Below are 22,072 nucleotides of genomic sequence, written 5' to 3' on the forward strand. Positions count from 1 at the left end.
AGCCCAACTAACGATACCCAAGTTCCCCCATCTGTACTTGAACATAAAATATTAGTAAAAAATATAGAAAGGGAGAAATAATAGTGGGATTATTTATTAATAAGAATGAGCACCCTGATGTCTTTAAAAATACTGAAACAATACAAACACCGAATCAAGGGATTGTTCGGCATAATTACTTAGCCGAATTAATGGAAGAACAACAAAAAAATAACATGATCCTAGAAAAATCAATCTCTGAATTGAAGCCACGATATGAGCAATTAAAAGAATTGCAAACAAATCAGTGGAATCATGTTAAACATCAAATAAATAGTCTCATAGGTAGTAACCGTGAGCGTGAACAATTTGAAAGAATCATGATTCAACGGTTAAATACATCTGAAGCAAATGAAAGTATGGAAAAACAAACATTAGTTACTCAAATGAATCGTTTAAATGAAGCTTATACAGAATTGGCAAAACGATTAGAAAAAAGTGAATCGGATAACCAAGCTCTCTTATTACAACTAGATAAGCTACTTGAAAAACAAAATGAAGTAGCTCATGGATTATTACAACAAGAGGAATTTCAACATGGGGTTTTAGATCGCCTTGATACGCAAGAGGCAATGATGGATAGAATCTCCCACCAACTCAACAACTTACGCTCGATTATTTTTGAACGAGCAAACTATATCACTACAAAACTTGAAGACACCTATAAACTAACAACTGACTATATTTATAAACTTATAAATGGATCCGATAAGCCAAAATCCTATACTACTACAGTGAGCACTAAAAAAGAGGAAAAACAAAAACAAGCAGATTAAAAATATGATTAATTCTCAGGTAAAAGGATTGTTCGAATGAATGATTAGATCGAATATAAAAAAAGCTTCTCGAAGTCTATATTTAGACTATATCGAAAAGCTTTTTTTATGTTTATTTAAAAGTAGACTAATGAGACTTTTTCTTTCTCTTCTAAGTTTTCAATCATTGAATACCAAGACGCTGGCTTATTCGATAACACAGTATAATAACGCTTTAAAAATTTTACGATTAAGTCTGATTGCATTTCATTCATTTCCCCATCCATTGGTAGAAAACAAAGATCTAGGCCAGTTACAGCTTCACCGTCATTGTTCCATGATGGATGGATATATTCAAAATCAAGACGCTTATAACCTAGGTGAGCTAATACTTCCCTACGAACATATGGATTCATAGGTTTAACGCCGCCAAAGTCATGGTCTTCTACACGATATGGATCGTAAATTTCAGCAAACATACCTGATAATTTTTTATTATTTTCATTTGCTAATGTCTGTAAATCTACTAATCTATTTTTTGCCAAGTACGGACCGATTCCCAAACCAGCTTGGCCGATTATTGTAAAGTCAGTCATGGCAACATTAAAATCATCATAATAGCGATACTCTGTAGCACCTACTACTCTATCTTCATAGACCGCAACAAAAACACGAATTCCTGGATCCTCCAAAGGCTCTTTCCAAAGGTCGAATTCTAATACTTCTTCTTTAGGAAATACATCTTGCATTAATTGATGCATTTGTTTAAATAATGGGTCATTGATATTTGTAATTCTTTTATATTCCATTTTCTCTCTCCCTTTACTTAGACTGTTTAAATGGATTTTTCCATTCCATTAGTGTTCCATAATTGCATGATTCTTCGTCCTCTAAATAATTAGCAACTACCTTAACCGGGGTACGACCACATCGAAGTAAGAAACTAATAACTGGATCCTTTAGCTCCCCTTTTATGACCGCGTCTATGTATTGATTGGGAGATAAGTGATCCGCCTTTTTATGATACCCTGGCATCCTGCCTCCTCCAAGTAATCTTTCCAATCCAAGATGCACAACAATATCATACATGGAAAACATTAACCACTTGCCTAAACCTAATTTTCGATAGGACGGTCTGACACCAATATCAACGACATAAAGAGTGTTTCCGTTTGGGTTATGATTACGAATATATCCATGATCAGTAATCTCTTCCCATGAATGGTCAGGATTGCTAGGATCGAACTGAACAAGTAGACCTGTCATAGAGCCTGCCATTTGACCATTAACCTCTATACATAAAGCTCCTTCTGGAAAAAGACTTATATGATTTTTAAGTTGCTCCTCATTCCACCAAAGTTCCGATGGGAATGGCGGAGGAAAGCTTTCTTGTTGAATACGGATTAAATTAGTAAAGTCATTCTCATTATAATTACGGATTACCACTGGGACTGGTTTGTCCTGGTCGAAAACAAAAAATTCCTTTCGATACATGGGCTTTAAACTCTCTTTTCTATTTAAGAATTAGTTTACCAATCTGGATAAAGGTCAGTACGTCTGTCGCGCCATGTTGTAACGGATCCCTTTTCACGAACTTTGTATAATAAATCTAAATTAAGATCAGCTGTAACAATCATATCCTGATTCATTTCACCTTCTACCATTATTCCTTTTGGGGGAAATGGGATGTCGTTAGGAGTGATTACAACCGCTTGGCCGAAATTTGCCCGCATAAAATCTACAGTTGGAAGTGAACCAATCGTACCAGTATTTACAACATATACTTGATTTTCGATTGCCCTTGCATGACATGTATAACGAACTCGATGGAATCCATGGCGATCGTCTGTGCATGATGGACAGAAAATGACATCTGCACCTTTTGCTTTTGCCATTCGAACGATTTCTGGGAATTCAATGTCGTAGCAAGTCAACATCGCAATTGTTCCTTTATCTGTCTCAAAAACTTCTAGACCGTCACCTGCACTCATATTCCACTCATTAACCTCCGTAGGTGTAATATGTAGCTTTGCCTGCTCACCAATTCGGCCATCTGGATAGAACAAATGTGCAACATTGTATAGACGATCGCCTTTTTTAATGACATGCGTCCCGCCAATAATGTGCATATTGTATTGTTTTGCCAACTCTAAAAATAAAGAACGATATTGTTCAGTAAAGTTAGGTAAGTCTTGGATCGTTAATGCTTCACCTTTTTCATTACCAATTGACATAAGCTGAGTTGTAAAAAATTCCGGAAAAATGATAAATTCCGCTTCAAATTCCTCTGCAGTCTTAATATAATGTTCGACTTGTTTTTCAAACTCTTCAAAGGAATTTATTGTGTGAAGATGATATTGAACGGCTGAAACTCTTAATTGCATATAATCCCCCTCTTCCCATTAACTCTTTCTCTCTTACTATTATTATTAAATAAATAGAAGTAAGGGGCAAGTATGTACTTTTCTTCTGTATACTTAGTACTATTTACTTAATATTTCTATCTTTTCATCTTTATTTAGCGTGATCACAAAATCAGTCATTCCGACAAATAATCCGTTTTCTACCACTCCTGGAATCAAATTTAGATCTCTTTCTAGTATTTGTGCTTGAATATGATTCGGTATACTGCAGTCAAAAATATAGTTTCCATTATCTGTAATATACGGAGTTGCTCCATTTAAACGCAGCTTAGGACTTAAACCGATTGCTTCAATATGTTTCATCGTCATTTCCATCCCAAATGGAATAACTTCTATCGGGAGTGGGAACTTACCTAATTTCTCTACCATCTTAGTTGGATCAGCAACTACTATAAATGTTTTAGCTGCTTTGGCAATGATTTTCTCTCTTAATAGTGCACCTCCCCCACCTTTAATTAGCTCAAAGTTTGGATTAATTTCATCGGCACCATCAATGGCAATATCAATCTGTTCAATTTTACGAAAGTTTACTAATTGAATACCCTCTTCTTTCGCAAGCTTTTCAGTTTTAATGGAGGTCGGAATACCCTTTATATTCAGTCCTTCCCTAACTAATTGCCCTAGCTTTTTGATTGTGTAAAAAACGGTAGATCCCGTACCTAATCCAACGACCATTCCATCTTTTACAAATTCTGCTGCCTTTTCTCCTACAATTAGCTTTTCATTCTCATTCATGTTTACACCTTCTATTTTATTGTTTTAGTTCTTAACTAGTATAAGTAATAAATCCAAATTTCATATTTTATAGGATGTTCAAATTAATCGTACTATATAAAAATAGTTTGCATAAAGAATCTTAACTAAGAAAAACTAATTGAAAAAATACTAAGTAAGGTGAAGAGGATATGGATGTCCCTAATTTTGTACTTAAGTTTTGCATTATATTAATGATTTTACCTGTTACAGTAGTATGTTGTTATTTTGGTTACGTAGATAAAAACTACCAAATTGTTATTTTCGGTTTTGTACTACTATTATTTTCAATTCTCGGTAATTACTTAATCTTTATCAAAGGCAATAAAAGTAGTAATTCAGAGCAATAAGAAGCTTTTTAGTCACATAGAAAAACCGACCAACGCATTGATCGGTTTTTTCACTACTATTTTTTTATTTAAATAAATTGAATGGATCATATTCACGATTTACAACCCATAGTCGATTTAAATAGGCTGTTGACCATTGTCTAATAAACCGCTCATTTTCTCTTTTTTACAATCATACGCAATCCATCTTTCGGCCGAAGTGTAATAAGTGGTTCTGTTTCCACTTTATGATGATTAGGAGCTAGATCAATAGTATAATGCTGGGCGATCGTTGCTAAAACTAGAGTAGCTTCCATTATTGCGAAATGATTTCCGATACAAACTCGTGGACCACCACCAAAAGGAAAATACGCATATTCAGGCACACCTTCCACCTTTCCATTCTTAAACCGCTCTGGGAGAAATTTTTCAGCATGTGAGAAATACTTTTCAGAACGCTGCATGATATAAGAACTCATCATGACTGTCTCACCTTTTTGAATTTTGTAATCGCCAATGCTGACATCTTCTATTGCTTTTCTACTAATAAGCCATGCAGGAGGATAGAGACGGATACTTTCCCAAATAATTTGCTGAGTATAGATTAAATCTTTCATAGAGTGATAATCTGCTCGCCTTTTGCCTAGAACGCGATCTACTTCTTCATATAATAATTTTGCTTTACTGGGATGCTGAGATAAAAGATAGAAGCACCAAGATAAAGCATTAGCTGTCGTTTCATGACCTGCAAGGAAAATTGTCATTGCTTCATCCCTTAATTGTCGATTCGTCATGCCTTCATTAGACTCTTCATCCCTTGCCTGCATTAGTAGTCCTAGTAAATCATCCTTTGATTCTGCGTTATTTCTTTTTTCAATAATTTCATATAACACCTTATCGATTGCCTTAATAGCCTCCGATAAAGATTTATTATTTGGTGTATTCAATTTGAGTGGAGCTTTTAAAACTGATCGAATTCGCTTAGTTGCAATATCCATAATAATGTCAAAGTGCTTTCCAACGCGCTCGTGTCCTTGATGTAAATCCATGCTAAACATCGTTTTAGCAATGATCGCTAATGTAAGCTCCATCATATCTCTACTAATGAGACGCTCCTCACCATCCTTCCATGAACGAATAAACTCTTCTGTGAGAAATGACATATCATTAGCATAGGTTTGTATATGCTGCTTCGTAAAGGATGGCTGAATCAAACGCCGTTGCCTCATATGCATCTCATCTTCAATCGTTAACAATCCCTCCCCAAGCAACGTTTTCATCTCTAGAAATGGCTTTGACTTATGAAAAGAATGCTGCTTAGTTACTAATACCTCTTTTATTAAATCCGGCTCCAATAGCAAGTTCATTTTACGATGAGCAAATCGAAATGAGACAATCTGATCATGATTTCGATAAAGTTCACTAAAAAAAAGTATTGGATCTTTCCGAAACTCATTCAAATGCCCTAAAGGTGAATAAGAAGCCAGCCCTTTTACTTCAAGCATAAAATTCACTCCATTCCAGGAAATTTTAATATTGGATACTCTTAGTATATTAAGAAGAAGAGAAGGCTAATGCTTTTTATATATCGATATTTATCCACTTAAATTTAGCAGACATGTATTTTAGTTTTTAGAACAAAAAAAGACTGCCTTATTTAGACAATCTATCAGTTACTTGTGAGGATTGAATCCTGTCTTGTACAGGACTCACTCCTCTTTATTTTGTTATTTTTCTTAAAACAAGTGAATGTTTTCCTTCTTACATGCTTCTCGCATTTCATCAGGCCATACAGAAGATTGAACTTCACCAATATGCGCTTTACGTAAGAAGAACATGCACATTCTTGATTGCCCAATACCACCACCAATTGTTAGTGGAAGCACTTCTTCTAAAATACCTTTATGAAAATCATATTCGCGTTTGAAATCTTCACCTGTCTTCGTTAACTGCTCATCAAGTGATTTACGATCAACACGGATCCCCATTGATGATAACTCAAATGAAGATTGCAATACTGGATGCCAGAATAAGATGTCTCCGTTTAATTTCCAATCGTCATAGTCAGCCGCACGTCCATCGTGTTTTTCGCCAGAACGAAGTACATCGCCAATTCCAATAATAAAAACTGCACCGTGCTCTTTTGCAATTGCATGCTCACGATCTTTCGGTGTTAAATCTGGGTATTTATCTTCTAACTCTTGGGATGTGATAAATACGATCTCTTCTGGTAAATACTTCCCAAGGTACGGATATTTTTCAAATAAATGATTTTCCAAATCTTTGAAAATACCATAAATTGTTCGTACGGTTTCTTGTAAATAGTCAACTGTACGCCATTCTGTTTGAATAATTTTTTCCCAATCCCATTGGTCAACGTAAATTGAATGTGTTGCATCAAGTTCCTCATCACGACGAATCGCGTTCATGTTTGTATATAAACCTTCACCAGCTTCGTAACCATATTCATGCAATGCAAATCGTTTCCATTTCGCTAGTGAGTGAACTATTTCTAACTCTTCTCCAGAGTGTAGCATATCAAATTCAATTGGACGTTCTACACCGTTTAAGTGATCGTTTAAACCTGATTTTTTCGTTACAAATAATGGTGCAGATACGCGGAATAATCCAAGACGGTTTGCTAATTGATCCTCAAAAAATGTCTTAACTTCCTTAATTGCGATTTGTGTCTCTCTTACTGTCATTAATGATTGATACATGCCTATTTCCCCCAAAATGTTTAGATGTAGTAGAAAAAAGCCAACAAAAAAAGCCCTTCTTTCCCAAAAAACTGGGACGAAAGGCTTTGGTTCCGCGGTACCACCCAAATTAGCAACAGAGGCTGCTCACTTATTCAGTACGGAGATTAGAGAAATCTCGATACTGTTCTTCTTTAACGGCGAAGTTCACGGCTAAGTCTACTTTCCTTAAAAGGATTTCGGTTAGCGACTCCAGGAGGTTCTTCATAACAGGCTTCGTATCAGGCTCACACCACCCCTGATTCGCTTTGACTACTTCCTACTACTACTCGTCCTTTCACAGTCGTTTTATTGTCACATCTCTGAAACATTTTATTAATGATTATTTTATAGATAAATAGGAGAATGTCAATATTTTTTTAATATTTATTTTATTCTAAACAAAAAACTAAGATAAAAAACTCAATATTCTTTGGAAAATTATGTTAACATTTTAAGTATGCAGTATTTTAAAGGGGATAATTTTATGAAAAATTTCAGTGGAATTTCAATAATATTATTGATTATAGGACTAGTTTTGTTTGGAATAATTTATGTGATTCCAGGCTTCAACGAACTTATTGCTTTAGTTGGTTTTTTATTTTTATTATTTGGAGCAATATGTAGCTTTATAGCAATTTCAAAAAGAGAAATAGGTTACACTAAATATTTAGCAGTAGGTTCATTTTTTATCATATTTTTATTGATTACTTGGTTTGAACCTTTTTTTATTCTTCGTATGTTAACTTGGATAAAAAATTAATTAAATAAATACGTAAACATTTTTGTCCTGATTATACAATGTAACACTGTATAACTATCCTTTTTAAGCAGCTCGTGTTCTTCAATTCTTTAGTTGAAAAAGATTTACATAAAATATTAGTTGTATTTATAAAGATTTATACTGGCACGATAGTTTTACTTATTTTTCACATACCCTTTAGTGTCAATAGATCCATGTTGCCCTCACTCTATTTTAAATTGCTCTAACACATTCAAATAAAAAAACAGAAACAGCCACTACAATCGACTGTTTCTGTTTTTGATTATTTCCCTTTATTACGCGTTATTACGTCAAATACTACCGCAAGAACAAGTACTGCTCCTCGGATGATGTATTGGTATGAAATATCGATACCCATTAAGTTCATTCCACTTGTTAATGATGCCATTACGAAAGCACCGATAATTGTACCTGTTATTTTACCAACACCACCAGCAGCGGAAACACCACCTACATAAGCTGCAGCAATTGCATCTAACTCAAACATTGTACCTGCTTGGGGAGAAGCAGATGCAAGTCGAGCTGTAAACAATACGCCTGAAAGGGCTGCAAGCATACTCATTGAACCAAATACAATATACGTGATTTTCTTTACGCTAATTCCACTTAATTGTGCTGCTTCAGGGTTACCACCAACTGCATAAATGTGACGCCCTAAAGGAGTTCTTGTTGTAATGAAGTGGTAGACTACTACTACAATAAACATGATCACAGCAGTCCAAGAAATCCCTTGATAGCCTGCTAGAATATAGCAAATATAACCAATGATACCTGAAATAAATAATAGTTTAATAATTTGCATTGGCATTGAAAGGACTTCAAATCCGTACTTTATATTTACGTTTCTCTTTTTAAAATCACTCCAGATAAAAAGAATGATAGAGATCGCACCAATTAATAGTGTTGATATGTGTAAACCATTCACGTTTCCTAAACTAGGAATATAGCCATTTCCAATCGCCTTAAAGCTTTCGTTCGCAACGATGATTGTACCAGTTTTAACAAGAGACATTAGTAGTAATCCCTTGAATATTAACATTCCTGCTAATGAAACTACGAATGAAGGAATTCCTAAATTAGCAACAAAGAATCCATTTATTAGACCAATAATTGCACCAAATACTAGAACTGCAATGATTGAGATCCAAACTGGCAATCCATGTGTTAAAAATAGTGCAACGACCGCTCCTAGAAAACCTGCAACAAACCCAACTGAAAGGTCAATATGTCGAATGACGATTACTAGTGTCATCCCTACAGCAAGAACTGCAACATAACCTGTCATATTGATTAAATCACTTAAATTACGAGATGACATAAATAATCCATCTGTATTTAACGTAAATACTAACATTATTACTGCAAGAGCTATATACATTCCATATTCTCGGATGTTTTTCCTTAATAACATGCCTGCTTCTTGAAAAAAGTTCATTTTCTTCAACCTCTCTTAAACGGTAGCTAGAGCCATAACGCTCTCTTGAGTTGCTTCTTCTCTTGATAATTGTCCGGTTATTTTACCTTCTGCCATAACATAAATTCGATCACTCATACCTAGCACTTCTGGAAGTTCAGAGGAGATCATAATAATGCTCATTCCTTGTTCTACAAGTAGATTCATAAAACTATAGATTTCAAATTTTGCACCTACGTCTATTCCACGAGTAGGTTCATCGAGAATCAGTACGTTTGGATTTGTAAATAACCACTTACTCAATGATACTTTTTGCTGATTACCGCCACTCAATTTACCAACGATTGAAGTAATTGAAGGAGCTTTTATGTTTAACTTGTTTAAGTAATCATTTGCAACAACAATTTCTTCATGTTGATTGATCACGCTTGACTTTGAAATTTCAAATAAGTTCGTAATCGAAATATTATTTTTAATATCTTGCTCAAGGATCAATCCGTCTCCTTTACGGTCCTCTGTTACATAGGCTATACCCGCTTTTATTGCATCTTTTGGATGTTTAAAACGCTTTTGCTCACCTTGTACTAAAACGGTACCGTCAAGTTTGTAATTTGTTGGATTACCAAAAATACTTTTTGCTAGTTCTGTTCGACCTGATCCCATTAATCCAGCAATACCGATAATTTCACCTTTTCGAACATTTAGATTGATTTTATGAAGAATTTTTCGACCTAATTTTGGATCGTACACATCCCAGTCTTTTAATTCTAATGAAACTTCACCAAACTTCTGATTTGGACGCTTCGGATAAATATCATCAATTTCACGACCAACCATATGTTTGATGATTGTGTTTTCGGTGATTTCTTCTTTATTTAAAGAGCAAATTGTTTTCCCGTCACGAAGTACAGTAACCGTATCTGCAACAGCAATTACTTCTTTAAGTTTGTGCGAAATCATAATACAAGAAATGCCTTGATTCTTTAACTCTTCCATTAAGAAAAGTAGATTTTCACTATCATCTTCATTTAAAGCAGCAGTAGGCTCATCAAGAATAAGCAATTTAACATCCTTACTAAGTGCCTTAGCAATTTCAACAAGCTGCTGTTTACCTACACCTAATTCCTTGATCTGAACGTCCGGATTTACATCCAACTTCACTTTTTTTAGCATTTCAATTGCTTTTACAATCGTTTCATTGAAATCAACAGTCATTCCCTTTTTAATTTCATGTCCGATAAAAATATTTTCATATACCGACAGTTCAGGGAAAAGCGATAATTCTTGATAGATGATACCAATACCCTTTTTTTCGCTATCGCTAATTTTTGAAAACTTTTGAACTTCATCTCCGAAAACAATATCACCTGTATAGGTTCCATATGGATAAATACCACTTAAAACTTTCATTAAGGTCGATTTTCCTGCACCATTTTCACCAACTAAGCAATGTATTTCCCCTTTTCTTACTTTGAAGTTAACATCACTTAATGCTTTTACACCTGGAAATTCTTTTGAGATATTTCTCATCTCTAAAATAAATTCACTCATATGATCCGTCTCCCGAATTTGCCATCTACTTACGTCATTAATTAAATTGAACAAAATAGTGACGGTTAGCCCATCACTATTTTGCAAGTTTTTTTCTTCTATTAATTACTTCAATCCAGTGAATTCTGAAGCATTATAGTATCCAGAATCAACTAAGTCTTTCTTTACTGTGCTTTGATCTACAACAATAATATCTGTTTGTTTTGTTTTGATATCAGCTTTACCGTTGTTTGTAACGCCTGAAGCATCAGGTGCTTCATTTTTTAAGATTGAAGTTGCAGTAGCAATCGCATCTTTAACTAAAGTACGAACATCTTTGAAAACAGTCATAGATTGTTTACCATCGATAATGTATTGTACAGAAGCTTTTTCAGCATCTTGACCTGAAATTACATAAGAAGATACGTCCTTATCTGCTTTAAATGTATCAGCGATTGAACGAGCAGTACCATCATTTGGAGCAAGAACTAATACATCACCTTTGTCAGCTTTTGAAGCTTTTGTTAAGTTAGATGAAGCTAAGTTTTTAGCTACGTTGAAATCCCAGTTAGTTGTAACTTGACCAATAATTTTTGCTTGCTCATCACGAGTTAAATCAGCTTTAGCTTTTAAGCTATTTGCAGCAGCTGAATTTTCAACTTTAAATGTACCGTCAGCAATTTTTGGTTGAAGAACTTTCCAAGCACCTTGGAAGAATAAGAATGCATTGTTATCAGATGCAGCACCTGCGTATAAATATAAAGGTTGACCAGTTTTACTTGATGCATGGTCTACAAGATATTGTGCTTGTGCAGCACCTACTGCAACGCTATCAAATGATACGTAGTAATCAACTGCATCTGTACCTGTAATTAAACGATCATACGAAATTACTTTCACACCAGCAGCTTTTGCAGCTTCAGCTGAAGCAGCAGCCGCAGCACCGTCTTGCGGACAAATAATTAAAACTTTGATGCCTTTTGCGATTAAAGAATCGACGTTCGCTTTTTCTTTAGCAGAGTCACCTTGTGAGAATAAAATTTCAACAGAATAATCTGTATCTTTTAAAGCCTTTTTAAAGCGAGTTTCATCTTGAGTCCAACGTGGCTCATCTTTTGTAGGTAAAACGATACCGATATCAACTTTACCATCTTTACTTTTCTTACCAGCAGAAGTACTTTCATTTGATGTCGCTGAAGATCCGCATCCAGCTGCAACAAGAGTCATTACTAAAAATACCGAAATGATTGCAAAAATCTTTGATAACTTTTTCAAAGTGTTTCCCCCTTTTTTCTGGTTACGCTTACATAATTAGGTTATCACGGAAACAATTGAAAACGTTTACCCATTCCCTTCACTCTTTTGTCTATTATCTGCACTAATTTACCCTACAATAGAAAACGTTTACATTTTAGCGATTAATGCTAGCATTATTTTGACTTTAGGACATTTTTGTATAGAAAATTTAGATTCTTTATAATTAGTTGGTCCAGTTCGTATTACATGTTGATTTTAGAGCAAACGAAAAAGACCACAAAAATGTGATCTTGGCGATTATTTATTCTATTTTTCATAATACATATATGTAGGGTTTATGGAAGGATATTTGTTTAAGAGGAGAGTATAAAAATTTATTCTATCTCATTTTGACAAAGAAATAATTGTGCTAAGTTAAAAATAGGGTATTTATATAATAGAAGAAATAGGATAACAAATAAAAGAAAAGATCTAGGATTAAAGTGATATAGTAACAGTCACAAAACGTTTCTAAATCTAAGAGAATAGAAAAAAGATAGTTAAGGTAGGGATTTTATCTGCTTTAACTATCTTTTATTATTAATCTATGGATTTAGCATGTCTTCTTTAAGCCATCAGTAGAAGTTATTAAGAACTCTTGGATCTCTTTTAATGTTTATTCTCTCTTTAACTATTCATTAAGATCTTTTTACGATACTCCTTAGGAGATTCATTCGTACACTTTTTAAACACTCGGCTAAAATAGTTTGGATCATTGTATCCGACTTGATAAGAAATTTCTTTTAAATTTAACTCTCTTCTTTCCATTAATTCTTTTGCTTTATTTATTCTTATATTCATCAAATAGTCACTAAAGGTCTCTCCGGTTTGCTTTTTAAATAATTTGCTAAAATAAAATGGATTTAACTTTAAATAGTTAGCTACTTGGTCTAATGAAAGATCCTCGATAAAATGGTGAGTAATATATTCCCTAGCAAGAATCATCAGGTGATTCATCTTAATTTCTTTTTCGCGATCAATTTTAGTAATCAAAATTGTAATTTGCTGCTCTATTAACTCTTTTAATTGATTCACATCTTCCACATCCGCAATATGAATCTTCTCGACTTCAATTGAAGAGCTACGAAGAGAGTGTACAATTTGATTAAATAATGAAATAAATTCTGTTCTCAAGTGTGTTACATCATGATTTATAAATCTTTCATAAATTTGATTAAATTGGTATAAAACATCTTCTAAATCAGCTTTTCTAAAGGAATCGATTAGAACTTGTTTTTCTTCATTCGAAATACTCAAAGAAAAGTCCTTAGAATAAAAGCTAACACTTGTAAATTCGTTACATTTTATATGTGCTTTTACTGCTTCATTATAAGAATTTCTTAATCCTTCAATTCCACGTTTTATGGAACCAATTCCAATCATTGTTTTATAACCTGTTTGATTTTCGATATAGTCAATCGTTTTCAATGCATCCTGAAATGCTTCGCGCTTTTGAATCTCGTCTTCTTGTTTTGAATCAAGTGGAAAGAATATAGCTAATTGACCATCAACCACAGGACTAACTAGACAATCTTTTGAAGACTTTATAAAGTGCCTAACACATTCATAAACTCTCCTTTGTTCCTTTTCATTTTGAACAACTTCCTTTGGCAATTGAATAACACTCACGTAACCGAATTTAATCTCGAAGCCTAGAATTCTAGACATTTGATTTACATTAAGCTCTTGAACTGTATTGAACATTAGCATTAACGTGCATTCATTCTCTGTCAATGGACGAATAAGTGATAAATTTTCAATAGACTCTAATTCTTGTAATCTTTTCTTATGGTCTACTTCAATTTCCGAAATCATCTTTTGAAGTAATGACATAATATGATCCTTTTTAGCAGGCTTTAAAATATAATCTTTGACGCCTAATGAAATTGCTTCTTGTGCATAAGTAAAATAATCATATGCCGTTACAATAAATATTTTCGTTTCAGGCAGTTTTTGCCTTATTACAGAAACAGCTTCAAGTCCTTGAATACCGGGCATCTTGATATCCATAAAAATAATATGAGGTTGAAATTCAATCGATTTTTCAATCGCAACCCGTCCATTTTCAGCATGCTCAAACTGAAATTGGTTAGGCAACGTTCGATTGATCATTAATTCAAGACCTTCACGCTCTAGTGGTTCGTCGTCTACTATTAATAATCTATACATAATTGTACCTCCTTCATTTCTAAATTTATAATGAGACGGGAAGTTTTAAGATAATAGTTGTCCCCTTATTTATGTCACTTTTAATATCAACAATCTCCTCTTCTCCATAAAAAAGACGCCATCGTTTAAATACATTCGTTGTGCCTAAACCAGTTGAACCTTTTTGAGAGATGATCGGCTTAGTAGATGTCAAAAGAGCATTTTTAGTGTCTTCACTCATCCCAGCACCATTGTCATATATTTGAATGCAAATATAGTTTTCTCTACTTTTTATGTCTATTCCTATTACTGCATCCCTTTCCATTCCTTCAATCCCGTGTATAAATGCGTTTTCAAGAAGTGGTTGCAATGTTAAACATGGAACTTTATGCTGTAAACATGATTCCTCAATGTTTAATTCAAAGCGTACACGGTCTCTAAATCTCGCCTTTTGGATCGAAAAATATTCTTTGGCATTTCTAATTTCATCCATCAGGCATACAGGTTCATCTAATTTCCGCAAATTATAACGTAACAAATTTGAAGTTGAAACAGTCAAATCACTCGTTTGCTCAGCTCCTTCAATGTACGCTAATTTTGAAATAACATTTAACGTATTAAATAGGAAATGTGGGTTAATTTGACTTTGTAAAGCCTTTAATTCTAGCTCTTTTACAAGTCGTTCCTTCTCCACGATTTCTATATTTTTAATCATCAGATTTCTTAAGTTGTTAGACATTTCATTTAGTATTTTCCCAAGAATACCAATCTCATTTTTTTGATACAAAGTAGGCGGCTCTACATTGAAATTTCCTTTTCCGATTTGCTTTGCCATATAGACGAGACGGTTAATTGGTATAACGATGCTCCTTGATAGCCACACTGCAAACACAATACTAATGATTGTCGTAATAATAAATAGCTGTACGCCTAATTTATTCATAGATTCTGTATTATTAATAATCTTCTGAAAAATTGGCTGATAATGACTAAGTTCTAAATCAACTAAATTTTGACTATCTTCTCTAATGAACCCTGCTATTTTTTCTATATCGCGATATTGTTCCGTATAGCTTGAAAAATTTTGAGACACTAGATTGTCTGTAATCGATGATTCCAACTCTAAAAATGAATCGATCATATGAGTAAAATTCTCTAATACAAGTTGATTATTTTTAGTAGCATTATGAGTTAATAATTCTTTTTTTAAGTTTTGTAAATTGTTCCGATGTTGTAAAATCGATCGATAATCCTTTGGCTTTGGGTTAATGATATAACTACTTAGTAAGTTTAAGTTCTCTTGAGTTTCTGTTGAGATTTGCTTATATAAAAATATTTTATTAATCATTAAATTATAACTCTCTTGAACTTTCTTACTATTTTCAAAAATAAAAAATGAAACTAGATTTAATAAAATAACTAGAATTGGAATAAAAATAAATAACTTTGTCCTAATTTTCAACGTTTCTCCTCCTGATCAACGTTTCTTTCGTCACCACCTCGGTTGGTGTAAAATTTTCTTTATGAATAACTTTTCCATGTAACCAGTCAATTAATAATCCTACAGATTGAAAGCCCATTTCATATGGCTTCTGAATAACAGTTGCCTTAATCCCATCATCTTGAACTGCTTGGAGTGTTCCTTCAATATTATCGAATCCAAATATCTCCACTTGATTTAACTTTAAATTTTTCGTGGCATTCAAAATGCCAATTGCATCCAATGCACTCGTACCAACCATAACTGAAATGTCTTTATGATTACGCAACATACTTTCAGTTTGAAGCTTTGCTTGGATAATCGATATATTAGAGGACTCAATATCCTTCACTACTAATTTTGGATGATCTTTAATAATACTTAAAAACCCATTTAATCTTGCCTGCTGACTTTCGGATTTTTCACTCCCTATAATAACGCCAATTTTCCCAACACCATTCGTTTCCTCTACAACAACTCTTCCTAACTGTTCTCCTGCATTAAAATTATTTGTACCAACATAAGCAATACGCTTACTCTTTGGCGCATCTGTATCGATCGTAATAACAGGAATATGCTGTGTAACCGCTTTACTAATTACGGGCGAAAAAGTATTCTCATCCAAACTTTGTACAATAATACCATCCACCTGAGAAGCAATTGCCTTTTCTAATAACTTAATTTGTTCTTCCGGACTTGTACGTAAAGGACCAATATATTCAACATTTACTCCATATTTTTCAGCAGCAACATTCGCTCCCTCTTGTACTTTCCTCCAATAAGGATTATCAAACTCCTGCGAAATAAGCACAAAATGGAGCTTTTTCTTCGGTTCAACTTCTCGATCCTGTAATTTTTGAACTGAATTTTCAATATTTCTAGCATTTATTTCAAAATGAATAAGTACATAAACAAACAATAAAAAAAGCACGCTTAAAATAATCGACCACTTCTTCTCTTCCATAACGTCCTCCAGTCCTATATTAAAATAGTACATTTTGATTATACAGTTTACAAGACTATTAAACTTTACAATTTTTTCCCTTTTATCTTAATTCAAATTATCCATTTGATTTTTCAATAAATCTTACCTTACCCTACATTTCGGTTTGTTCATTCTATCACTTCATATGCTCTCCATTATTTTCACTCATCTATAAATAAAAAGCCCCGAAAAAATTCCAGGACTCTCGATACTTTCATAGATAACTTTTCTTGGATACCCTCGTGAAGAAGTATTAAAGAACAAAAGGACAACAGATTATTAATTCTTTTTTCCACTATTTCTCTATCAGAATTGTAGCAGGAGTAATTTAACAACAAACAAAAAAATGGATTAAGACACACTGTCATTAAACAGTATATCTTTCAATCCATTTCTCACTTAGTTTTTGCGCAGTCTCTCTAAAGCTTCACCATTACAATCCTTAGTTTTGTCGTAAATAGATTTAATAGTCTGTACTTTTTCAGTTGGTTTAGTTGGATCTTGTACTTTGTTTGGCATATTTTCATCTTCTTTCTCGTTCATCAGATACCCCCAATATTTCACGTTCTGCTCCTGAGGATATTTATTTAACCTAATTAGGACGGAGATGGAAATCTAGCAGCTTCAAAATGAGTACTAATTTCACCATTAACATTTGCTCCGATCACACCAGCAATGCTACTTTGGGCAAAAATCTCAACTCTATCAAAAGCATTAAGTTTCTGGATCGTCGAAACATTTACTGCATTTCCGAAGTTTATTGGACCAAAGAAATCATTATCAATCGCAATTGCGGGTTGTCCATTTACACGAATTTCGATCCGTGCTCTATAGTCGACATTCGTATTTGGGAAAAAAGAAATCGTAGCAGAAATTATATAAACCCCATTATTTTTGGGCCTAAAAACTGAAGTGAATGGATTATATTCCATTGCTAAATCAAATTGTTTAAGTTGATAATTTACTTTTACAAAAGTGTTTTCAGGAACAGTTTGATTTACAGTATTAACAGCTCTAAAGGCTGAGGCAATATTAATATTCTCTTTATTCTCTTCATTTGAATCATTTGGTTTTTTCATTTTTGGAGGCACACTTTTCACTTCACTTTCATATAAACTCCTATCATTATATTGGTTCGGGGCTTATGTGATTGTATGCTTGTCCGTGTCCGAAAATGAAAATTTAAAACTTGATAAGCTATTAAATGATCAGAAAAAGGGCTTTACTTATTTTTTAAAGTAAAGCACCAGTTAATCGAAAATCAGTTATATCAAAAGTATAGTGGCTATAAAATGCCTTAAATTAGGCCATCAATATCAATCATTACTAAGACGTTCTTTCCATAAATAAGTTAAGGTAATAAAGATATAGATGCAAAGTGTAATAATCGTTACGATGATCGGTGTTGTGAAAATAATTCCGATTAAAATCATCATTAAAGCGATGATCACAGCCCAAGTTGTATATGGAAACCATTTAACTGAATAGTTACTTGTATTTCTATTTGACTGTTTTCGTGATTTCAAATGGGCAAAGGCAATGATCAACCAGATGAATAATACGGTATATCCAAGCGATCCCATTAGGAAATCAAAGGTCTTGCTTCCTGCAAATAAGGAAACTAATACACCTCCAAATAAAGTGGAAGTACAAATTAATATTGCGTAAACAGGAACTTTCTTTTTAGATAATCTTGAAAAGAGTTTTGGAATGCGACCGTCTACAGCTTGCGTATACAGAACGCGGGATGAACCATACAATCCAGAGTTCATCGATGAAATAATCGCGATTAAAACAACGGCGTTCATAATATGGTCAGCACCAGGAATCCCAATCATTTTAAAGACCATCACAAATGGACTTTCAGGCACCCCGTTTACTTCGTTCCAAGGAATTAAACTAACGATGATAAAAAATGGAATGATATAGAATGAAATAATTCTAACCAATGTACTTCGAACGGCTTTTGGAACTACTTTTTCGGGATTTTTCGTTTCTGCTAATGTAACCCCAATAATTTCAGTACCACCATATGAATAAATAACGACCAGCATTGCCGAGATTATACCTGTTGGTCCATTCGGGAAGAAACCGCCATGCTCAGTCAAGTTAGAGAAACCGACTGCTTTATGATCACCAAAATTCACTAACAACAACACTAATCCAGCCAAGATGAACACAATGATAACAGTAATTTTAATTAAAGCTAGCCAGTACTCGGTTTCAGCAAAAACCTTTACTGATAGTAAGTTGATTGTTGTAACTAACACCGAAACAACTAATGCCAACATCCAAATTGGATAGTCAGGCAACCAATATTGAATGAAAATGGCAGCAACGATTGATTCGGCCGTGATGTTCAGTACCCACATTTTCCAATAGATCCAATCAAGGAAATATGCAGGATACTTTCCTAAAATAGATTGGACAAGATCCCTGAACGTTCTTGCATCGCTATTGCGAACTGCCATTTCAGCTAAACCTTGTAGGATAAATAATAAAATGATACCTCCTAGCAAGTAAGCAATTATGATGGAAGGGCCTGCCATATCAATCGCAGAACTACTTCCTTTAAATAAACCTGCGCCAATGGCACCTCCTAATGCCATCATCGTAATATGTCTTGAAGTCATTGTCCTTTGTAAATTCCGTTTGTCCGTTTTCATATCCTAACCTCCCCAAAAATCAAAAAAGGCATATCATCTCATTCCTCATAATCAAATGAAGAAAGAGACGATATGCCTTAGCTTACCGCGGTACCACTCTTATTGGCTCTTTTTTTGAACCCTACTTTAAACACCTTGTAACGGAGGTCAACCGTTAAAACGAGAGAAAAGATTGAATCTAATCTTTCGCTTTTCCACTCCCAGGCAAGTTCAAAGGATCATTGGACTGCGTTGCACCAACCCGCAGCTCTCTTTACCTAATAATTAACTTTTACTACTCCTGATCATTGCGTTTCGATAAATATTTCTGAATATTTTTTATAATAACTAATACTATACGGATGTGAAACAAACTTGTCAACAGTTTTTTTAGGATACTATTTTAGAAAAAATATATCATATTTTTACTCGTTGATTAGCTAATTATTTCCGTAAAATCCTTTTATGTCGTATCATCAGTCAATTTCGTTAAGCCTCTCAGTTTATATAAATCAAACGAAATTTGTTTTAAATATTTATTTAAATGTCATATGTAAATACTAATTATGAATTAAACTTTTGAAATGGAGAGTGCCATGAATGGATGAAATCATTGAAAGTCTTAAAAGTCTACACAATGAAATAAGTGCTAAGCTTAGTAATGCTTTCAACTTCTCAGAAACCAATGATCAGCATAACCAAAGTTCCCATCATGATTATACTGAATTATCTAAAGTTGCTAAAGAACACTTAGAGCAAAATAAAGAACATCAAATAGCTAAGACCATTTTAAAACATTTAGAAGCATTACTTAGTGAGGTTGATAAAATAAAAAACGATTAAAAACTTTTTAAATCATAATACATAGATAAAGGACCACTCGTAAAATACAAAAAATCTCTACGGAATCCCATAGAGATTTTTTGTATTTTATCTTTTTGCCCCTGTAAATCGTCTATTTAAAAACTTTGCAAATAATCTAGCAAATAGATTAAATAAAAGGATCATGACAATTAAAACTGCCGCAGATTTTGTAGCGATGCTTTGCGCATCTGGGACTATACCTTCTGAATTTAATTTCCAAATATGAACTGTTAATGTTTCTGCTGGTCTAAAAATATTAAACGGATTCATCGGTGTATTTAATGGAGCAGCATTATTTAACATAGGCGTTGTAAGTCCAGCAGTATAAATTAATGCCGCTGCTTCACCAAAAATTCTTCCAGCTGCTAAAATAATTCCCGTTATTAATTGAGGAATTGCTGTTGGAATACTAATTTTAGTAATTGTTTGCCACTTTGTAGCTCCTAATCCAAGACTACCTTCTTTACTCGTTTTAGGAACATTTAATAACGCTGTTTCACTTATCCTTGTTAAACTTGGGAGATTTAAAATTGAAATCGCAAGTGCACCACCAATTAAAGTGTAGCCCCATCCAGTCATTGTCACAAATACTAATAAACCGAATAAACCTACTACGATTGAAGGTAATGAAGCTAACGTTTCAATACATAATCTTAAGAAATTTAAGAAACGACCTGGTTTAGCATATTCTGCCATATAAATCCCAGCGCCTACTCCGATCGGTACTGAAATAATTAATGTTAACACTAAAATATAAAATGAATTAAAAAGTTGTGGTCCGATCCCACCACCTGCTTGAATATTACTAGGTTTTCCAAACAGGAAATCAGGATCCCAGAATCCCCAACCTTTAAAAATAATTTCACTTAATAAAAACAATAATAATACGACAACTAAACCAGCTATTAAACAAAGTATTCCTGTCCAAATCTTATCCATTTTTCTTGCAATCATGCTTCATATCCTCCTTTTCTTCCAATTAATCGAATGATTAGTATAAAGAGAAAGGATATTAGAAGTAGGATCATAGCTAGAGTCCATAAAGTGTTATTCCAAGCTGTCCCATTTAATGTATTTGCCATATCCATTGTTAAAATTCCTGTTAGTGTTGATGTTGGGTCAAAAATACTATTAGGGAACTTAACTGTATTTCCGATTACCATTTGTACTGCTAATGCTTCACCAAAAGCACGCGCAAGACCTAAAACGATCGCAGTTAATATGTTCGTTTTTGCAGCTGGTACAATCGCTAACTTAATTGCTTGCCATCTAGTTGAACCTAGTCCGTATGATGCTTCTAAATATGTTTTAGGAACTGCCCTTACAGCATCCGACGCTATACTGGCAATTGTAGGTAAAATCATAATACTAAGCACAATAATCCCAGCAATTAAGCTAAACCCTACTCCACCAACAGTATTTCTAATAAGTGGAACTAATATTGTTACGCCAAGAAATCCATAAACTACAGAAGGAATACCGACTAAAATTTCCAAAACTGGAATTAAAACTTTTTCACCAAACTTCGGTGAAATAAAATTCATGAAAATTGCTAGTGCAATCGCAATTGGTGCAGCAATTATGACGGCACCAACAGATACTAAAATTGACCCAACAATAAAAATTAAAGCACCATATGTTGGGTTTGAAGCATTATTTGGGCTCCAATGTTTTGAAAACAAAATTTCACTTAACGATAGATTGTTTACTGTAAATGATTGGATTCCTTTACTAACAATAAATCCGATTATTGCGATTGTAATACCGATCATTAAAAAACCACATAATGTTACAAGAGTTCTTCCAAGGTGTTCAATTAGAAAAAAGTTTCTTTTTTTGAAGTTCATGATAAACCCCTATCATCCATTAATAAATTAGTTTGAGAGTTG

At 33.7% G+C, this 22,072-nt stretch carries 21 protein-coding genes and 2 other annotated features; of the genes, 4 read left to right on the forward strand and 17 right to left on the reverse strand.

Annotated features, from left to right (window positions below; genetic code table 11):
* Positions 1-83 precede the first annotated feature (83 nt).
* A complete protein-coding gene (locus tag ACSBO6_RS18450; protein ID WP_498843782.1) occupies positions 84-815 on the forward strand; it encodes a hypothetical protein in 732 nt (243 codons plus the stop codon).
* A gap of 116 nt (positions 816-931) precedes the next feature.
* On the opposite strand, the gene ACSBO6_RS18455 is transcribed toward ACSBO6_RS18450, so the two are convergent.
* The 4 genes from ACSBO6_RS18455 to rpiA form a co-directional block, all read right to left on the reverse strand.
* Entirely contained in the window at positions 932-1,603 is a 672-nt protein-coding gene (locus ACSBO6_RS18455) for a GNAT family N-acetyltransferase (protein ID WP_498843783.1), read from the reverse strand.
* Positions 1,604-1,616: 13 nt separating this feature from the next.
* The gene (locus ACSBO6_RS18460; RefSeq protein ID WP_098848407.1) at positions 1,617-2,288 is read right to left on the reverse strand and encodes a GNAT family N-acetyltransferase; all 672 of its coding nucleotides are present in this window, start codon (positions 2,286-2,288) and stop codon (positions 1,617-1,619) included.
* Positions 2,289-2,323: 35 nt separating this feature from the next.
* Positions 2,324-3,178 (reverse strand): carbon-nitrogen hydrolase family protein, encoded by an 855-nt coding sequence (locus ACSBO6_RS18465; RefSeq protein WP_098848408.1) that lies wholly within the window; start codon positions 3,176-3,178, stop codon positions 2,324-2,326.
* 99 nt (positions 3,179-3,277) lie between these two features.
* Positions 3,278-3,952 (reverse strand): ribose-5-phosphate isomerase RpiA, encoded by a 675-nt coding sequence (rpiA, locus tag ACSBO6_RS18470; protein WP_098848409.1) that lies wholly within the window; start codon positions 3,950-3,952, stop codon positions 3,278-3,280.
* Between the two features lie 170 nt (positions 3,953-4,122).
* Here rpiA and ACSBO6_RS18475 point away from each other — a divergent pair, with 170 nt between their 5' ends.
* A complete protein-coding gene (locus ACSBO6_RS18475; RefSeq protein WP_098848410.1) occupies positions 4,123-4,320 on the forward strand; it encodes a hypothetical protein in 198 nt (65 codons plus the stop codon).
* Between the two features lie 152 nt (positions 4,321-4,472).
* Here the strand turns inward: ACSBO6_RS18475 and ACSBO6_RS18480 are convergent, their stop codons facing one another.
* Both ACSBO6_RS18480 and asnA read right to left on the reverse strand, forming a co-directional pair.
* Positions 4,473-5,804 carry a cytochrome P450 gene (locus ACSBO6_RS18480; protein ID WP_498843784.1) on the reverse strand — a complete coding sequence of 444 codons (1,332 nt, stop codon included), beginning with the start codon at positions 5,802-5,804 and terminating at the stop codon, positions 4,473-4,475.
* Positions 5,805-6,035: 231 nt separating this feature from the next.
* Complete coding sequence (asnA, locus tag ACSBO6_RS18485; protein ID WP_498843785.1) at positions 6,036-7,019, reverse strand: aspartate--ammonia ligase; 984 nt, start codon at positions 7,017-7,019, stop codon at positions 6,036-6,038.
* A 69-nt stretch (positions 7,020-7,088) separates the two neighbouring features.
* Positions 7,089-7,348 (reverse strand) — a binding site (T-box leader).
* A gap of 176 nt (positions 7,349-7,524) precedes the next feature.
* Here asnA and ACSBO6_RS18490 point away from each other — a divergent pair.
* Positions 7,525-7,800, forward strand: a complete 276-nt coding sequence (locus tag ACSBO6_RS18490; protein WP_498843786.1) for a hypothetical protein — start codon at positions 7,525-7,527, stop codon at positions 7,798-7,800.
* Positions 7,801-8,083: 283 nt separating this feature from the next.
* Here the strand turns inward: ACSBO6_RS18490 and ACSBO6_RS18495 are convergent, their stop codons facing one another.
* From ACSBO6_RS18495 to ACSBO6_RS18535, 9 genes are all read right to left on the reverse strand, one after another.
* Complete coding sequence (locus ACSBO6_RS18495; RefSeq protein ID WP_098848414.1) at positions 8,084-9,256, reverse strand: sugar ABC transporter permease; 1,173 nt, start codon at positions 9,254-9,256, stop codon at positions 8,084-8,086.
* A gap of 15 nt (positions 9,257-9,271) precedes the next feature.
* A complete protein-coding gene (locus ACSBO6_RS18500) occupies positions 9,272-10,786 on the reverse strand; it encodes an ATP-binding cassette domain-containing protein (RefSeq protein WP_498843787.1) in 1,515 nt (504 codons plus the stop codon).
* Between the two features lie 105 nt (positions 10,787-10,891).
* Positions 10,892-12,040, reverse strand: coding sequence for a sugar ABC transporter substrate-binding protein (locus ACSBO6_RS18505; RefSeq protein WP_286138525.1), 1,149 nt, complete (start codon positions 12,038-12,040; stop codon positions 10,892-10,894).
* A 648-nt stretch (positions 12,041-12,688) separates the two neighbouring features.
* On the reverse strand, positions 12,689-14,230 hold the full coding sequence (locus ACSBO6_RS18510; RefSeq protein ID WP_180233022.1) for a response regulator: 1,542 nt from the start codon (positions 14,228-14,230) through the stop codon (positions 12,689-12,691).
* A 25-nt stretch (positions 14,231-14,255) separates the two neighbouring features.
* A complete protein-coding gene (locus ACSBO6_RS18515) occupies positions 14,256-15,671 on the reverse strand; it encodes a sensor histidine kinase (RefSeq protein WP_098848416.1) in 1,416 nt (471 codons plus the stop codon).
* Positions 15,661-16,653, reverse strand: coding sequence for a sugar-binding protein (locus ACSBO6_RS18520; RefSeq protein ID WP_098848417.1), 993 nt, complete (start codon positions 16,651-16,653; stop codon positions 15,661-15,663). Before ACSBO6_RS18520 ends, ACSBO6_RS18515 begins: the two co-directional genes overlap by 11 nt.
* A 420-nt stretch (positions 16,654-17,073) precedes the next feature.
* Positions 17,074-17,217, reverse strand: a complete 144-nt coding sequence (locus ACSBO6_RS18525) for a hypothetical protein (RefSeq protein WP_498843788.1) — start codon at positions 17,215-17,217, stop codon at positions 17,074-17,076.
* A gap of 53 nt (positions 17,218-17,270) precedes the next feature.
* Positions 17,271-17,753, reverse strand: coding sequence for an ABC transporter permease (locus tag ACSBO6_RS18530; RefSeq protein WP_498843789.1), 483 nt, complete (start codon positions 17,751-17,753; stop codon positions 17,271-17,273).
* A 237-nt stretch (positions 17,754-17,990) separates the two neighbouring features.
* Positions 17,991-19,340, reverse strand: a complete 1,350-nt coding sequence (locus tag ACSBO6_RS18535) for an amino acid permease (RefSeq protein WP_498843790.1) — start codon at positions 19,338-19,340, stop codon at positions 17,991-17,993.
* Positions 19,341-19,400: 60 nt separating this feature from the next.
* Positions 19,401-19,637, reverse strand: a binding site (T-box leader).
* 282 nt (positions 19,638-19,919) lie between these two features.
* Between ACSBO6_RS18535 and ACSBO6_RS18540 the strand changes: the two genes are divergently transcribed.
* The gene (locus ACSBO6_RS18540; protein ID WP_098848420.1) at positions 19,920-20,162 is read left to right on the forward strand and encodes a hypothetical protein; all 243 of its coding nucleotides are present in this window, start codon (positions 19,920-19,922) and stop codon (positions 20,160-20,162) included.
* An 87-nt stretch (positions 20,163-20,249) separates the two neighbouring features.
* Here the strand turns inward: ACSBO6_RS18540 and pstA are convergent, their stop codons facing one another.
* Positions 20,250-21,137, reverse strand: coding sequence for a phosphate ABC transporter permease PstA (gene pstA / locus ACSBO6_RS18545; protein WP_098848421.1), 888 nt, complete (start codon positions 21,135-21,137; stop codon positions 20,250-20,252).
* Positions 21,134-22,030 carry a phosphate ABC transporter permease subunit PstC gene (gene pstC, locus ACSBO6_RS18550; protein ID WP_483295214.1) on the reverse strand — a complete coding sequence of 299 codons (897 nt, stop codon included), beginning with the start codon at positions 22,028-22,030 and terminating at the stop codon, positions 21,134-21,136. The genes pstA and pstC overlap by 4 nt, the downstream gene beginning before the upstream one ends.
* Between the last annotated feature and the right edge of the window lie 42 nt (positions 22,031-22,072).

It is taken from the genome of Bacillus sp. AL-1R (assembly GCF_052180195.1).
Taxonomy (GTDB): Bacteria; Bacillota; Bacilli; order Bacillales; family Bacillaceae_G; genus Gottfriedia.

Coding starts and splice junctions, on each gene's coding strand:
- ACSBO6_RS18455 (WP_498843783.1), bottom strand. CDS start 1,603: ATGGAATATAAAAGAATTACAAATATCAATGACCCATTATTTAAACAA.
- ACSBO6_RS18460 (WP_098848407.1), bottom strand. CDS start 2,288: ATGTATCGAAAGGAATTTTTTGTTTTCGACCAGGACAAACCAGTCCCA.
- ACSBO6_RS18465 (WP_098848408.1), bottom strand. CDS start 3,178: ATGCAATTAAGAGTTTCAGCCGTTCAATATCATCTTCACACAATAAAT.
- rpiA (WP_098848409.1), bottom strand. CDS start 3,952: ATGAATGAGAATGAAAAGCTAATTGTAGGAGAAAAGGCAGCAGAATTT.
- ACSBO6_RS18475 (WP_098848410.1), top strand. CDS start 4,123: ATGGATGTCCCTAATTTTGTACTTAAGTTTTGCATTATATTAATGATT.
- ACSBO6_RS18480 (WP_498843784.1), bottom strand. CDS start 5,804: ATGCTTGAAGTAAAAGGGCTGGCTTCTTATTCACCTTTAGGGCATTTG.
- asnA (WP_498843785.1), bottom strand. CDS start 7,019: ATGTATCAATCATTAATGACAGTAAGAGAGACACAAATCGCAATTAAG.
- ACSBO6_RS18490 (WP_498843786.1), top strand. CDS start 7,525: ATGAAAAATTTCAGTGGAATTTCAATAATATTATTGATTATAGGACTA.
- ACSBO6_RS18495 (WP_098848414.1), bottom strand. CDS start 9,256: ATGAACTTTTTTCAAGAAGCAGGCATGTTATTAAGGAAAAACATCCGA.
- ACSBO6_RS18500 (WP_498843787.1), bottom strand. CDS start 10,786: ATGAGTGAATTTATTTTAGAGATGAGAAATATCTCAAAAGAATTTCCA.
- ACSBO6_RS18510 (WP_180233022.1), bottom strand. CDS start 14,230: ATGTATAGATTATTAATAGTAGACGACGAACCACTAGAGCGTGAAGGT.
- ACSBO6_RS18520 (WP_098848417.1), bottom strand. CDS start 16,653: ATGGAAGAGAAGAAGTGGTCGATTATTTTAAGCGTGCTTTTTTTATTG.
- ACSBO6_RS18525 (WP_498843788.1), bottom strand. CDS start 17,217: ATGAACGAGAAAGAAGATGAAAATATGCCAAACAAAGTACAAGATCCA.
- ACSBO6_RS18530 (WP_498843789.1), bottom strand. CDS start 17,753: ATGAAAAAACCAAATGATTCAAATGAAGAGAATAAAGAGAATATTAAT.
- ACSBO6_RS18535 (WP_498843790.1), bottom strand. CDS start 19,340: ATGAAAACGGACAAACGGAATTTACAAAGGACAATGACTTCAAGACAT.
- ACSBO6_RS18540 (WP_098848420.1), top strand. CDS start 19,920: ATGGATGAAATCATTGAAAGTCTTAAAAGTCTACACAATGAAATAAGT.
- pstA (WP_098848421.1), bottom strand. CDS start 21,137: ATGATTGCAAGAAAAATGGATAAGATTTGGACAGGAATACTTTGTTTA.
- pstC (WP_483295214.1), bottom strand. CDS start 22,030: ATGAACTTCAAAAAAAGAAACTTTTTTCTAATTGAACACCTTGGAAGA.